General features: G+C 73.1%; 7 protein-coding genes. All 7 read left to right on the plus strand.

Annotation, left to right across the window (positions count from 1 at the left end; genetic code table 11):
- Positions 1-54 precede the first annotated feature (54 nt).
- The 7 genes from AB0878_RS32950 to AB0878_RS32980 all read left to right on the plus strand — a co-directional run bounded on the left by AB0878_RS32950 (position 55) and on the right by AB0878_RS32980 (position 15,136).
- Entirely contained in the window at positions 55-495 is a 441-nt protein-coding gene (locus tag AB0878_RS32950) for a hypothetical protein (RefSeq protein ID WP_366584106.1), read from the plus strand.
- Positions 496-596: 101 nt separating this feature from the next.
- Positions 597-839: a hypothetical protein gene (locus AB0878_RS32955; RefSeq protein ID WP_366584107.1), complete on the plus strand. Its 243-nt coding sequence runs from the start codon at positions 597-599 to the stop codon at positions 837-839.
- 5 nt (positions 840-844) lie between these two features.
- Entirely contained in the window at positions 845-1,603 is a 759-nt protein-coding gene (locus tag AB0878_RS32960) for an ABC transporter ATP-binding protein (protein ID WP_366584223.1), read from the plus strand.
- Positions 1,600-4,146, plus strand: coding sequence for an FtsX-like permease family protein (locus AB0878_RS32965; protein WP_366584108.1), 2,547 nt, complete (start codon positions 1,600-1,602; stop codon positions 4,144-4,146). The genes AB0878_RS32960 and AB0878_RS32965 overlap by 4 nt, the downstream gene beginning before the upstream one ends.
- A 99-nt stretch (positions 4,147-4,245) precedes the next feature.
- Complete coding sequence (locus AB0878_RS32970) at positions 4,246-5,148, plus strand: nucleotide disphospho-sugar-binding domain-containing protein (protein WP_366584109.1); 903 nt, start codon at positions 4,246-4,248, stop codon at positions 5,146-5,148.
- 107 nt (positions 5,149-5,255) lie between these two features.
- On the plus strand, positions 5,256-10,436 hold the full coding sequence (locus tag AB0878_RS32975) for a type I polyketide synthase (RefSeq protein WP_366584110.1): 5,181 nt from the start codon (positions 5,256-5,258) through the stop codon (positions 10,434-10,436).
- On the plus strand, positions 10,433-15,136 hold the full coding sequence (locus tag AB0878_RS32980; protein WP_366584111.1) for a type I polyketide synthase: 4,704 nt from the start codon (positions 10,433-10,435) through the stop codon (positions 15,134-15,136). The genes AB0878_RS32975 and AB0878_RS32980 overlap by 4 nt, the downstream gene beginning before the upstream one ends.
- Positions 15,137-15,164 lie beyond the last annotated feature (28 nt).

Raw genomic sequence — 15,164 nt, forward strand, 5'->3', positions numbered from 1 at the left:
TCCGGCAGTAAACTGTGAGAGTCTTGCACTGATTCGGGCGGAGGGCGAGCGGACGTGATCGAGACCAAGCCGGTGGCTTCGGCCATCGGCAGGCTCCTGTGGCCGGAGCGCACGGAGGTCACCGAGCTGGACCGCAAGCTCGCGGTCACGCGGATCGAGCACGCACGCGATGAAGGGCAGTACGACGAAGCCGAGGCGGCGCAACGGATCGCCCGGGTCGAATCGGCCGGCGACTACGCCGCGCTGACCGCCGGCGTGGCCGGCAGCGCCGACGCCGCGGTGCCGGCGATCCTGCAGGCCGCCCCCCGGGTTGGTGCGGCGGTGTGGGCGGTGGCGAGTGTGGTCAACGTGCTCGTCTACCTGATCCTCGGCCTGGTCAGCGGCCACTGGGACGGGCCGTGGCCGATCTGGCCCGTGCTCGGCGGCGGCCTGATCGTGCTCGGCCTGTGGTCGACTCGTGAGCGCGACCGCCGGATGCGCCTCGCCGGCGACTGACGCGCAACCCCTGACCTGGTGAAGAGGGTCCTGGGTTCCCCTTGGCGAACTGGTCCGCTAAACTGTGCAAGCCATACACAGTTCAACGATCGGGGGCCGAGATGGCCGAAACGACAGACAGTTCGACGGCCGGGGGGCGCACCACCGCTTTGAAGGTGGTGACGATCGTGTGGCTCGTGGCCACGGCGATCCACCTGCTGATCTGGGTGATCATGTGTGCCGTCACGCTGAGCCTGAACCACTCGCCGTTCTGGATCTGGCCGCTCCTCGGCGGCGCCGTGATCGTGGTGCCCTGGTGGCTCGCGGTCCGCGGCCGCGCGAAGGAGAGGGTCGCCCGGTCATGACGACGATGACGGCCACCGGGTCGCCCGTCCGGCTCGACTCCGTGAAAAAGACGTACGGGCGCGGAGAGAACGAGGTCGTCGCGCTCGCCGGCGTCAGCGTCGACTTCCCGCGCGGCAGCTTCACCGCGGTGATGGGCCCGTCGGGGTCCGGCAAGAGCACGCTGCTGCACTGCGCGGCGGGCCTCGACCGGCCCGACTCGGGCAGCGTCACGCTCGTCGGCGCCGACCTCAAGGGCAAGAGCGAGACCCAGCTGACGGAGCTGCGGCGCGAGCACGTGGCGTTCGTGTTCCAGTCGTTCAACCTCATGCCGGCGCTCAACGTCGAGGAGAACATCACGCTGCCGATGCTGCTCGCCGGGCGTGAGCCCGACCGGGCGTGGATCGCGCAGGTCGTCGAGCGGGTCGGGCTCACGCACCGCGTGAAGCACCGCCCCGGTGAGCTTTCCGGCGGCCAGCAGCAGCGCGTGGCGATCGCCCGCGCGCTCGCCGGCCGTTCAGAGGTGACGTTCGCCGACGAGCCGACCGGCGCCCTCGACACGAGCACCGCGCTCGAGGTCCTCGGCCTGCTGCGCGAGCTCGCCGACGCCGGCCAGACCATTGTGATGGTCACGCACGACCCGGTCGCGGCTTCGTTCGCCGACACGGTGCTGTTCCTTGTGGACGGTCAGATCGTGACGCGCATGACCGCCCCGGCCGTCGAGGCCGTGGCCGGCGAGCTGGCGCGCCTCGGCGCCCAGGCCAAGCTGGCGAGGGGGCGGCAGTGAGCCCGCGGCGCGTGGTGCTCCGGATGGCGCTGGCCAGCCTGCGGTTCCGCGCCGCCGCCTCGCTGGCGACGTTCGTCGCGATCCTCGTCGGCTGCTCGCTGCTCATCGCGTGCGGCGGCCTGTTCGAAACCGCGCTGACGCTCGACGCGCAGCCCCAGCGGCTCGCCGCGGCGCCCGTGGTGGTCGGCGGTTCGGCCGGGTTCAAGCTGCCCGACGAAGAGTCGCAGGTCGTGCCCTACAGCGAACGCGCCGGCGTGCCCGCGGACCAGCTCGCGAAGCTGGCGGGTGTGGAGGGCGTGCGCCAGGTCGTGCCCGACGTCTCGTTCCCGGCGGTGGTCGTGACCGCGGCCGGGCCGCAGGCGGGCGGCGACACACTCGCCGGGCACGGGTGGGAGTCGGCCGCGCTGGCGCCTTACACGCTGGTGCACGGCACGCCGCCGCAGAACGCCGGGCAGGTCGTGCTGGACGAGGCGTCCGCCACCGGGGTCCAGGTCGGCGGCCAGGTGGCCATCGCCGTGGACGGCGCGCAGCCGCGCGACTTCGTCGTGACGGGCATCGCGCGCTCCGACGTTTCGGGGCCGGCGTTCTTCTTCTCAGCCGGGGACGTGCAGCAGTTCGCCACGCACCCGGGCACCGTCGACCTCGCCGGCGTCTTCCCGGCGCCCGGCGTCGACGCCGACGACCTGGCCGGCCGCCTCGCCGAGCAGGTGCCGGGCCTGACCGTGCTGACCGGAGCCGACCGCGGTTCCGCGGAATTCCCGGGCATCGAGGCCGCGCAGCTGCCGCTGATCCTGCTCGCCGGGGTCTTCGGCGGCATGGTGCTGGTCGTGATGGCGCTCGTGGTGTCGGCGACGATCAGCCTCACCGTGCGCCAGCGCCAGCAGGAGCTCGCGCTGCTGCGGGCCACGGGTGCGACGCCGAAACAGGTGCACCGCATGGTGCTGTCCGAGACGATGGTGGTTGCCGTGCTGGCCGCGATCGCGGGCGTGTTCCTGGGCCGGTTCGTCGGCACGCGGATCTTCGCGATCACCACCGAGGACGGCGTGCTGCCGCCGCAGCTGGAGTTCAGCCAGGGGATCATCGCGTTCGCAGGTGGTCTGCTGCTGGCGCTCGGGATCTCGTTCGCCGCGGCGTGGTTCGCCGCGCTGCCGGCCGCACGGTCGCGTCCGCTGCAGGCGCTCGCCGAGGCGTCGATCCCGTCGGCGAAGGTCAACGACGTGCGCAAGTTCGGCGCGAAGATCTTCGCCGGGTTCACGGTCGTCCTGGCCGTGGCGACGCTGTTCCTGCCCGTGGACATCGCCTCGGCCGCGTGCGGTCCGGCCGTGCTGACCGGTTCGATCGCCGTCGCGCTGATCGGCCCGGAGCTGATGGCCTACGTCGCCACGCGCTTCGGCCCGCTGATCCGGCGGGTCGGCGGCCGCGACGCGACGCTGGCCGTGATCAACTCGCGCACGCGCGCCGTGGCGTTCGCCGCGGTGCTCACGCCGATCACGCTGGCGACGGCGGTCGCGCTGGGCAACGTGTACGCGGAAACCACGCAGCAGCACGCGATCGTCGGCGCGTATGCCGAGCAGCTGCAGGCCGACGCGGTGGTGGACAGCGGCACCGGCGCGCTCTCGCCCGAGCTGATCCGCGCCGTGCAGCAGGTGCCGGGAGTGGGCACGGTTTCGCCACTCGTCACGAGCCAAGGCTGGATCGAGGAACCCTACGACGGCAACGGCAGCGACCCGGGTCGGCTGCTCGGCGTCGACGCGGGTGACACCAGCGTGCTCGCCACGCCCGTCACCTCGGGGACGCTGCGCGACCTCACCGGCGACACCGTGGCGCTGCCCGAGGACATCGCCGACGACCTGGACCTCAAGCTCGGCGACACCATCACCATGCGCCTCGGTGACGGGGGCCAGGCGCACGTGCGGATCGTCGCGCTGCTCGACAGCCCTTCCGGCTACCCGAGCATCGTGCTGCCGGCGGCTTTGCTCGCCCAGCACACCACGTCCGGCGTCGCGAGCCGGCTGCTGGTGCGTGCGGCGGACGGGCAGGACGCGTCGGCGGTCGTCTCGGCCGTCACCGCGGCGACGCACAACTGGCCCGGGGTCGTGGTCGGCGACTCGGACACGCTGACGGAGAGCTTCGCCGCCAGCGCCGACGTCGAGGCGATGATCCACTACCTGCTGGCCGTGCTGGCCATCGCGTACGCGGCCATCGCGGCCGTCAACACCCTTGCGGTGGCGGTGCTTTCGCGGCGGCGGGAGTTCGGCGTGCAGCGGCTGGCGGGCGCGGGGCGGCGTCAGGTCCGGTCGATGCTCATGATCGAGGGCGGGATCCTGGCGGTGCTCGGGATCGTGCTCGGCACGGTGATCTCGTTGTTCACCATGGTGCCCATGGCGATCTCGTCGGGGACCATCGTGCCGGTCGGGCCGATCTGGGTGTTCTTCGCGGTCATCGCGGCGGTGTTCGTGATCGTGTGGCCCGTCACCGCGCTTTCGGCCCGGCTGGCCATGCGCCGCAGCCCGATCGAGGCGGTGACGCTGCCCGGGCAGTGAGCTTTTCTAGGGGTACGCGGGCCGGTTCCGGGTGGATAGTCTCGAATTCGACTATCCGCACCGGGCCGGCCCGGTTTCCCTTTTCTGGAGTGGATTTCCATGCGAGTACTCCTGGCCGTGCCGTCGTCGCCCGCTCGTCTGCGCACGCTCGTCCCGCTCGCGTGGGCGCTGCGCACCGCCGGCCACGACGTGAAGATCGCCGGACGGCCCTCGTTCGTCGAGGAGATCCTCGCCACCGGCTGCGTCGCCGTGGACCTCGAAGAGGGCGACGGGGAAACGCTGGCCGAATCGGTCGCGCTGGTCGAGTTCGCCAAGCTCTGGCGGCCCGAGGTCGTGGTCTCCGACGCGCTGGCACCCGCCGGCACGGCCGCCGCGCGCGCGGTCGAGGCCATGGCGGTTCGGCTGCTCGGCGCCGGTGACGAACCGGCCGCTTCCGACGCCGACGCCACGTTCGACGTCGTGCCGCCTTCATTGCGGGCCACGAGTTCGGACGTGCGAGCCGTGCGGCACGTGCCGCACTTCGGCCCCGTCGTGGTGCCGAACTGGTTGCGCCGCAAGGCCCGGCGGGCCCGGATCCTGCTTTCCCTCGACGACACCTCGCTGTTCGGCCCGGTCTTCGACGCCGTGGCCACTGTGGACGCCGAGCTGCTGTGCGCGGCGCGCGCCGACACGTTCGGCCCGGGGACCACGGTGCCTGCCAACGTGAAGCTCGTCGACGTCGCCCCGCCCGCCGCCGTGGTGCCCACGTGCGCCGCGGTCGTCCACGACGGCGACCCCGCCCTCGCGCTCGCGGCGGTGGCGCACGGCCTGCCGCAGCTTTCCTTGGCCAGAAACGATTTCGCGACCCGGGTGGCCGAAGCCGGTGCCGGGTTCGTCGGCGCCGTCGAGCACGTCGCCGACGTGGTGGCCGACGGCGGGGTGCGGGCCAAAGCCGTGGCGCTGCGCGAGGAAATCGCCGCGCTGCCGGCCCCGCACGCTGTGCTGGCCGAGCTGACGCGGTGATTGTGGGGCCGCCCGGCCCCGTTAGGGGTGGGGCGGCCACCAGGGCCTCGGTAGCGTTTTCGACGTGGCACCTTCCACCCCTTTCCGCGGTTAGGTGGGTCGAATCCGTGAGTACCGAAAGCCCGTCCGGTGAGAACGAGCGCAAACTGCTCGGGTATCTCAAACGCGCGACGACGGAACTGCGCGAGACCAAGCGCGCCCTGCAGGAATCGCGCGACCGCGACAGCGAACCCCTGGCGATCGTCGGCACGGCCTGCCGCTACCCGGGCGGGGTCCGGACGCCGGAAGACCTGTGGCGGCTGGTCGCCACCGGCACCGACGCCATCGGCGAGTTCCCGGCGGACCGCGGTTGGCCGCTCGACACCCTGCACGACCCCACCGGAGAACGCCCCGGCACCACGAATACGCACGAAGCCGGGTTCCTCTACGACGCGGCCGAATTCGACCCCGAATTCTTCGGCATTTCCCCGCGTGAGGCGCTTTCCATGGACGCGCAGCAGCGGCTCATGCTGGAAACGGCGTGGGAAGCGCTGGAACGCGCCGGAATCGTGCCGGAAGCCCTGCGCGGCAGCAGCACCGGTGTGTTCACCGGCGTGATGTACCACGACTACGCGGGCCACGCGGCCGCCGGCAGTGTGGTGTCCGGCCGCGTCGCCTACGCGCTCGGGCTGGAAGGTCCCGCGCTGAGCGTGGACACCGCGTGTTCCTCGTCGCTCGTCGCCCTGCACTGGGCCGGCCAGGCGCTGCGCCGCGGCGACTGCTCGCTCGCGCTCGTCGGCGGCGTCACGGTGATGGCGACGCCCGAGACCTTCGTCTACTTCACCGAGCAGCGCGGGCTGTCCGACGACGGGCGCTGCAAGGCGTTCGCCGCCGCGGCCGACGGCACGGGCTGGGGCGAGGGCGCGGGCATGCTCGTGCTGGAACGCCTTTCCGACGCGCAGCGGCTGGGCCACCCCGTGCTCGCCGTGGTGCGCGGCAGCGCGGTGAACTCCGACGGCGCGTCGAGCGGCCTGACCGTCCCCAATGGACCGGCGCAGCAGCGGGTGATCCGCAGCGCGCTCGCGTCGGCCGGCCTGACGACCGCCGACGTCGACCTCGTCGAGGGACACGGCACCGGCACGAAGCTCGGCGATCCGATCGAGGCGCAGGCCCTGCTGGCCACCTACGGCCAGGAACGCGCGGAACCGCTGTGGCTCGGTTCGCTCAAGTCCAACATCGGCCACACGCAGGCCGCGGCGGGCGTCGGCGGGATCATCAAGGTCGTCGAGGCCATCCGGCACGCAGTACTGCCGAAGACGTTGCACGTGGACGCTCCTTCGCCCCACGTCGACTGGGCGTCGGGCGCGGTCGAGCTGCTCACCGAGGCGCGCGAGTGGCCCGAAACCGGGCGGCCGCGGCGGGCGGCGGTGTCGTCGTTCGGGATCAGCGGCACCAACGCACACGTGATCATCGAGCAGGCGGAAGCTCCGACGCCCGAGGCGGAAGTGACCGAGCCGGAAGTTTCGGTGCCGGTAGTTTCGGTGCCGGTTGTGGTGTGGCCGCTGTCGGCCGACTCGGGGGACGCGCTGGACGCCCAGGTGGAGAACCTCGCCCAGCGCCTCGATTCGGCGCTGCCGATCACGGACGTCGGGTTTTCCCTGGCCACGACCCGGTCTTCACTCGACCACCGCGCGGTGGTCGTCGGCGCGAACCGCGAAGAGCTGCTGGCCGGGCTGGCCGAAGGCGGTATCCGGGGCGTCCGCGGTTCGGGCCGTACGGCGTTCGTCTTCACCGGCCAGGGCGCGCAGCACGCGGGCATGGGCCGGGAGCTCGCGGCGGCGTACCCGGTGTTCGCCGAGGCCTTCGACCAGGCGTGTGCGCTGCTCGACCCCGGGCTGAAGGCGGCGCTGGACGACGCCGAGCTGCTGGAGCGGACCGGATACACGCAGCCGGCGTTGTTCGCGTTCGAGGTGGCGTTGTTCCGGCTGCTCGAATCGTGGGGGGTGCGGCCCGACCACGTGCTGGGGCACTCGATCGGCGAGCTGGCCGCGGCGCACGTCGCCGGGATCCTGTCCCTCGAGGACGCTGCCACGCTGGTCTCGGCCCGCGCGAAGCTGATGCAGGCCCTTCCGGCCGGCGGCGCGATGGTGGCGGTGCAGGCGACCGAGGACGAGGTCACGCCACACCTGACCCCGAACGTCAGCGTCGCCGCGATCAACGGCCCTGACTCCGTCGTGCTTTCCGGCAGCGAGGAAGCCGTCGCCGATGTGGTTGCGAACTTCAGCGAGCGCAAGTCCACGAAGCTCAAGGTCTCGCACGCGTTCCACTCGCCGCTGATGGAACCGATGCTCGCCGAGTTCGCCGCGGTGGCGAAGAAGCTCACCTACGCGAAGCCACGGATCCCGGTCGTCGCCACGGCCGGCGGTGATCCGTCCACTCCGGACTACTGGGTGCACCAGGTCCGCGCGGCCGTGCGGTTCCACGACGGCGTGCAGACGTTGCTCGGCCACGGTGTCACCACATTCCTCGAGGTCGGCCCGGCCGCGATCCTCAGCGTGACGGCCGCCGACGCCTTCGTCCCCGCACAGCGCAAGGGCCGGCCCGAAGCGCACGCGCTGGTCACCGCCCTGGCGACCCTCCACACCCGCGGTGTCGAGGTGGACTGGCACACTTTCTACGCCGGGGCCCGGCGCGTGGACCTGCCGACCTACGCGTTCCGCCGCACCCGCTACTGGCTGCCCGCCACCACAGCGTCGGGCGATCCGGCCGAGCACGGCCAGGAACGCGCCGCGCACCCGATGCTCAGCTCCGTCGTCCGCCTCGCCGACCGCGACACCGTCGTGCTCACCGGGCGGCTGTCGGCCACGGGCTGGATCGCCGATCACGTGGTGCTCGGCACCGTCCTGCTACCCGGCACGGCGTTCGTCGAGCTGGTGCAGCGCGCCGCCGACGAGGTCGGCTGCGCACACCTCGAAGAGCTCACGCTCGAAGCCCCGCTCACCCTGGCCGAAGGCGCCGCGATCCAGGTGACCGCGGAGGCCGCCGACGCCGACGGACGACGTCCCGTGACCGTCCACTCGCGACGCCACGAGGCCGCCGAGTGGGTTCGCCACGCGAGTGGTTTCGTGACGCCCGAGGCCGAAGCGCCGTCGTGGCGGCTCACCGAATGGCCGCCCGCCGGCGCCACCGAGGTCGCCCTGGCCGACCCGTACGAGACGCTCGCGGCCCTCGGCTACGACTACGGGCCGGCGTTCCAGGGCCTGCGCGCCATGTGGCGTTCCGGCGACGACGTCTACGCGGAGGTCACCTTGGCCGACGGCGCCGAGGCCCGCGACTACGGTCTCCACCCCGCCCTGCTCGACGCCGCCCTGCACGCCCAGCTCCTCGGCCCGGTGCCCGAACAGGGCTCTCTGCTCGCAGACCCGGCGCCGATGCTCCCGTTCTCCTTCTCCGGCACGACTCTGCACTCCGCCGGCGCGTCGGCGCTCCGGGTGCGGGTGTCACCGGCCGGCCCGGACACCATCACGGTGCGGATCGCCGATTCGACCGGCGGCCCCGTGCTGACGGTGGACGCCCTCGCCGCCCGCGCGGTTTCGCTCGACAAACTCGGTGGCGCCAGGGACTCGCTGTTCCGCACCTCGTGGGAACCGGCGAATCAAACCGTCCCCGTCGAAGCCGCCCGCATCCTCGAACTGTCCACTCCGGACGGTCCGGTGCCCGCCGCGGCCCGCGCGATCACCCGCGAGGTGCTGACCGCCATCCGCGAGACGCTCGACGGGACCGGTCGCTTGGCCGTCGTCACCCGAGGCGCCGTGTCGGTGGCCGGGGAAGACGTGCACCCGGCGCTGGCAACGGCGTGGGGCCTGGTCCGCGCGGCCGAGGCCGAGAACCCGGGCCGGTTCCTCCTCGTCGACGGCGAACCGACCTCCCTCACCGAGGAGCCCGAGGTCGCCGTCCGCGATGGCCAGGCCTTCGTACCTCGCTTCACCGTCGCCGCACCCACCGTGAAAGACCTGGGCTGGGACCCCGACGGCACCGTCCTCATCACCGGCGGCACCGGTGGGCTCGGCGCGGTCGTGGCCCGGCACCTCGTCGGCACCCACGGCGTCCGCCGCCTGCTCCTCACCAGCCGCCGCGGCGCGGAGGCACCCGGCGCCGCCGACCTGCGCGCCGAACTCACCGCCCTCGGCGCACACGTCACCATCAAAAGCTGCGACGTCACCGACCCCGGCTCCGTGCGGTCCATGCTGGACCGCACGCGGGTCACCGCCGTCATCCACGCCGCCGGCGTTCCGTCCGCCGGACGCGTCGAAACCCTCACCGACGACGAGACCGACCGCGTCTTCGGACCGAAGGTCGACGGTGCCTGGAACCTCCACGAGCTCACCAGTGACCTCGACGCCTTCGTGCTGTTCTCCTCCGCCGCGAGCTCCGTCCTCGCCGCCGGCCAGGCGGGGTACGCGGCGGCCAACGCCTTCCTCGACCAGCTCGCCGAACACCGCCGTGCACAAGGCAAACCCGCGATCTCCCTCGCCTGGGGCGCGTGGGCCGAGGACGGCGGCATGGCCGGCGAGCTCGACGCCGCGGACCTGCGTCGCCTCCGTCGCCTCGGCACCCCGCCGATGGCGACCGGTGAAGCCCTCGCCCTGCTCGACGCGTGCCTCACCGCCGACGACGCCGTGCTCGCGCCCGTACGCCTCGACCGCGCCGCGCTGAAGGCTCGCCGGGACGTGCTCCCGCCCGTGCTGCGCGGCTTCGTCCGCCCGGCCGCGCCGAAGCGGGCGGGCCGTGCGGACGGGGCCGTCGCCGCCCGGCTGGCCACGGTGGCGGAGGCCGAGCGCGAGGCCTACCTGCTGGAGGTCGTGTCGGAGCAGGTCGCCGCGGTCCTCGGTTTCACGAGCGGGGCCGCGGTCGAGCCCGGGCGCGCGTTCCAGGAGATGGGGTTCGACTCCCTCACCTCCGTGGAGCTGCGCAACCAGCTCGGCGCGCTGACCGGCCTCAAGCTCACGGCCACGGTCGTCTTCGACCACCCGACGCCGGCCGCGCTCGCGCGCCGGCTGCACGACCTGCTGGGCGAGGGCCGCGGCCCGGCCGACCCGGTGCTGGCCGAGATCGACCGGCTCGAGGCGCTGCTGTCGGGCGCCGCCGGCTCGCTGAACGGCTCGACCGGCAAGGTCACCGCCCGCCTCGACGCGCTCGTGCGCAAGTGGGCCGACGCGCACACCGGCCGCGAAACGACCGCCGACCTCGGCGAAGCCACCGACGACGAGCTCTTTGCCGTGCTGGACGACGAATTGGGCATCGGATGAACAGGCAGACCATGAGCAACGAGGACAAGCTCCGCGACTACCTGAAGCGCGCCACCGCGGACCTGCAGCAGGCCCGCCGGCGGGTGCACGAGCTGGAGGCCCGGGACACCGAGCCCATCGCGATCATCGGCATGAGCTGCCGCTACCCCGGGGGCGTGCGGACACCGGACGACCTGTGGGACGTCGTCGACGAAGGCCGCGACGTGATCGGCGAGTTCCCGGCCGACCGCGGCTGGGACGTCGAGGGCGTGTACGACCCGACGCCGGAGCGGCCGGGCAAGACATACACCCGCCACGGCGGCTTCCTCTACGACGCCCCGGATTTCGACGCCGACTTCTTCGGCATCAGCCCCCGCGACGCGCGCCGCGCCGACCCGCAGCAGCGCATCCTGCTGGAGGCGTCGTGGGAGGCGTTCGAGCGCGCCGGGCTCGACCCGCACTCGCTCAAGGGCAGCCCCACCGGAGTCTACGCGGGCGTGATGTACCACGACTACAGCGGCGGCAGCCCCGACGGGAGCCTGGTGTCCGGCCAGGTGTCGTACACGCTCGGGCTCGAAGGCCCGTCCGTGTCGGTGGACACGGCCTGCTCGTCTTCGCTCGTCGCGCTGCACCTGGCGGCGCAGGGGCTGCGCCGCGGCGACTGTTCGCTGGCGCTGGCCGGCGGTGTCGCCGTGATGGGCACGCCGGAGATGTTCGTGGACTTCTGCAGCCGCCGGGGCCTCGCCACCGACGGGCGCAGCAAGTCGTTCTCCGACGACGCCGACGGCACGTCGTGGGCCGAGGGCGTGGGTGTCCTCGTGCTGGAGCGACTGTCGGACGCACAGCGCAACGGCCACCGGGTGCTCGCCCTGGTGCGCGGCTCGGCGGTGAACCAGGACGGGGCCAGCAACGGCTTTTCCGCCCCCAACGGCCCTTCGCAGGTTCGGGTGATCGAGGCGGCGCTGGCCGACGCCGGGCTGTCGGTGTCCGATGTGGACGCCGTCGAGGCCCACGGCACGGGCACCGCGCTCGGTGACCCGATCGAGGCACAGTCGCTGCTGGAGACCTACGGCCGGCGCACGTCGGGTGAGCCGCTGTTGCTCGGGTCGATCAAGTCGAACATGGGCCACCCGCAGGCCGCGGCCGGTGTCGCCGGGGTGATCAAGATGGTGCAGGCGCTGCGCCACAGCAAGCTGCCGCGGACGATCCACCTGGGCACGCCGTCGAAGCACGTCGACTGGACGTCCGGCGCCGTGGAGCTGCTCGCCGAGCCGCGCGACTGGCCCGAGGTGGCGCGGGCGCGCCGCGGTGCCGTGTCGTCGTTCGGGGTCAGCGGCACCAACGCGCACGTGATCCTGGAGCAGGCACCCGAGGTCGAAGCCGTCGAGCCGGGCGAGGCGCCGGTGTATCCGCTGGTGGTGTCGGCGAAGAACCCGGCCGCGCTGGCCGAGGCCGCCGCCCAGCTGGCGTCCCCTGTGGACGCCGGGCTCGCCGGGGTGGCGCACACGCTGGCGACCGGCCGGGCCCGGCTGGACCAGCGCGCCGTGGTCCTGGCGCACAATCCGGAGCAGGCCGCGGAGGCGCTGCAGGAGTTCAGTTCCCGGCCCGACGTCGTCACGGGTACCGCCGACGTCCGCGGCAAGACGGTGTTCGTCTTCCCCGGCCAGGGTTCTCAGTGGACCGGGATGGCGACGCAGCTGCTGCGGCAGTCGCCCGTGTTCGCCTCGCGCATGGCCGAATGCGATGCCGAGCTGCACAAGTTCACCGGCTGGTCGGTGCTGGCCGTCCTGCACGGCGAGCCGGGCACGCCGCCCGCGGACCGCGTGGACGTGGTGCAGCCGATGCTGTGGGCCGTGATGGTGTCGCTGGCCGCGGTGTGGCGCGCGCACGGCGTGGAGCCGGACATGGTCATCGGCCACTCGCAGGGCGAGATCGCCGCCGCGAGTGTCGCGGGTGCGCTGTCGCTTGAAGACGGTGCGCGCGTGGTCGCCCTGCGCAGCAAGGCCATCGGGGAGGTCCTCGGCGGCCGGGGCGGCGGGATGCTCGCCGCCGGACTGGCCGCGACCGACCTCGAAGCCCGCCTCGGTGCGTGGGACGGCCGGATCTCGGTGGCCGCCGACAACGGCGCCACCTCCGCCGTGCTCTCCGGCGACGGCGACGCGCTCGACCAGCTGCGCGACCAGCTCGTCGCCGAGGGTCTGCGCGCCAAGCGCGTGCCGGTGGACTACGCGTCGCACTCCGCGCACGTCGAGCACCTGGCCGACCGGCTGCTGGCCGACCTGGGCCCGATTCGCCCCCGTCGCGGTGAGGTCGCCATGACCTCCACGGTGACGCTCGAACCCGTCGGCGATTCCACTGTGGACGCCGCATACTGGTTCGCCAACCTGCGCCGGACCGTCCGGTTCGCGCCGGTCGTCGCGCAGCTTGCCGCCGCCGGCTACACGCGGTTCGTGGAGATCAGCCCGCACCCGGTGCTGACCATGAGCATCCAGGAGACCCTCGACGAAGCCGGCCACGCCGGTGCCGTCGCCGGGACCCTGCGCCGCGACGAAGGCGACCTGATGCGGTTCGCGACCTCACTCGCCGAGTACTGGGTCCGCGGCGGCTCGGTCGACTGGTCCTCGCTGATCCCGGCGGCGGGGATCGTCGACCTGCCGACTTACCCGTTCCAGCACAAGCGTTTCTGGCGCGAGGAAGCCGACGCCCCGGCTTCGCCGGCCATGCCCGTCGCCGACCAGGAGTTCTGGGAGGACGTCGCCGAAGGGGACGTCGCCGCGCTCGCCGCTCGGCTGGGCGTCGAGGCACAGCCCCTCGCCGAGGTCGTGCCGGCGCTGGCCACGTGGCACAGCCGCCGCACCGAACTGTCCACCGTGGACTCCTGGCGCTACCGCGTGTCGTGGACGCCGATCGGCGGCGTCACCGGCGGGCTGACCGGCGCCTGGTTGGTCGTCGCCCCCGCCGGCGCCGCCGAGCTGGCCGACGCGCTCGCGGAGCAGGGTGACGTCGTCCGCCTGTTCGTCGAGAGCACCGACGACCTCGCGACCCTGATCACCGAGGCCACCGCGGTCCGGCCGTTCGACGGCGTGCTCTCGCTGCTCGCCCTCGGCGCGGACAACCCCGCGCTCACCACGATCGGGCTGCTGCAGGCCCTGGGCGACATCGACGCGCCGGTCTGGGTCGTCACGCGGGGCGCCGTCGCCGTGGACGCCTTCTCCGACGCCGACCCGGCCGCCGCCATGGTGTGGGGCCTCGGCACGGTCGCCGCACTCGACCGCCCCGGCACCTGGGGTGGCCTGGTGGACGTCGCCGGCCCCGGCGACGCGGCGAAACTGGCCGCCGTCGTGTCCGGAGTGGACAACGAGGACCAGGTCGCGATCCGCCCGTCCGGCGTCTTCGCCAAGCGGATGGCCCACGCGCCGCTCACCGGCGACGCTCCCGAGTGGACTCCGCGCGGCACCGTGCTGATCACCGGCGGCACGGGCGCGGTCGGCGCGCACGTCGCCCGTTGGCTCGCCGCGAAGGGCGCCGAACACCTCGTGCTCACCAGCCGACGCGGCCTCGACGCCGACGGTGCGCGCGAGCTGGTGGAGGAGCTGTCCGGCACGCGCGTCACCGTCGCCGCGTGTGACGTCACGGACGCGCAAGCGCTTGCGGCCCTGCTGGAAGAGCACCCGCCGACGGCCGTCGTCCACGCCGCCGGGGTGCTCACCCGGGAGCCGTCACTCGACGACGTCACGCCCGAGCAGTTCACCGCCGCCCTCCGCGCGAAGGTCGCCGGTGCCGCCCTGCTGGACGAACTGCTGGGCGACGCCGAGCTCGACGCCTTCGTGCTGATGTCCTCCGGCGCAGCGGTCTGGGGCACGTCCGGCCAGCCCGCCTACGCAGCCGGCAACGCCTACCTCGACGCCCTCGCCCGCCGCCGCCGTGCGAACGGCCGTACCGCCACCGCCGTCGCCTGGGGTTCCTGGGGCGGCGGGGGCATGGTCGACGCCGAGGCGAGTGACCTGCTGCGCCGCATGGGCCTGGCCGAGATGGCGCCGAAGCTCGCCGTCGAAGCACTCGGCCAGGCCCTCGCGCACGACGACACGCACCTGGTCGTCGCGGACATCGACTGGGCGGCGTTCGCGCCCGTCTACCAGCTCGCCCGGCCGCGGCCGTTGCTGCGTGCGCTGCCCGAGGTCACCGCCGACGAGGCTCCGGTCGAGTCCACCGGCGACCTCGCCGGGAAGCTTGCCGGCCTGACCGCCCCCGAACAGCGCCGCACCCTGCTGGATCTGGTGCGCGGCGAGGTCTCGGCCGTCGCCGGCTACGACGGCGCCGGTTCGGTCGAGCCGGCCCGCGCGTTCAAGGAACTCGGTTTCGACTCCGTGACGGCCGTCGACCTGCGCAACCGGCTCGGCGCCGCCACCGGCCTGAAGCTGCCCGCGACCGTCGCGTTCGACCACGTGAACCCGCAGGCGCTCGCCGAGCACCTGTGGACGCAGCTGTGCGAAGGCGACGCCGAGGTGCCGCTCGAGGTGGAGCTCGACCGCTTGGAGGCTGCCGCCGCTTCGCTCGACGCCGCGGAGATCGACCGGTCGCGCATCGTCGCGCGGCTGCAGGCGATGGTCACCACCCTGCACAAGACGCTGGCCGGCAGCGGAGCCGGCGCGGAAGCCGCGCTGGAAGCCGCGACCACCGACGAGCTGTTCGCCCTCATCGACAACGAGCTCGGCGCCTGACACCCGCCCACTGCAGCGACAAGAGGAA

Origin of the sequence: Amycolatopsis sp. NPDC047767, assembly GCF_040704195.1 — a bacterium.
Classification (GTDB): Bacteria; Actinomycetota; Actinomycetes; order Mycobacteriales; family Pseudonocardiaceae; genus Amycolatopsis.

Coding starts and splice junctions, on each gene's coding strand:
- AB0878_RS32955 (WP_366584107.1), top strand. CDS start 597: ATGGCCGAAACGACAGACAGTTCGACGGCCGGGGGGCGCACCACCGCT.
- AB0878_RS32960 (WP_366584223.1), top strand. CDS start 845: ATGACGGCCACCGGGTCGCCCGTCCGGCTCGACTCCGTGAAAAAGACG.
- AB0878_RS32970 (WP_366584109.1), top strand. CDS start 4,246: ATGCGAGTACTCCTGGCCGTGCCGTCGTCGCCCGCTCGTCTGCGCACG.
- AB0878_RS32980 (WP_366584111.1), top strand. CDS start 10,433: ATGAACAGGCAGACCATGAGCAACGAGGACAAGCTCCGCGACTACCTG.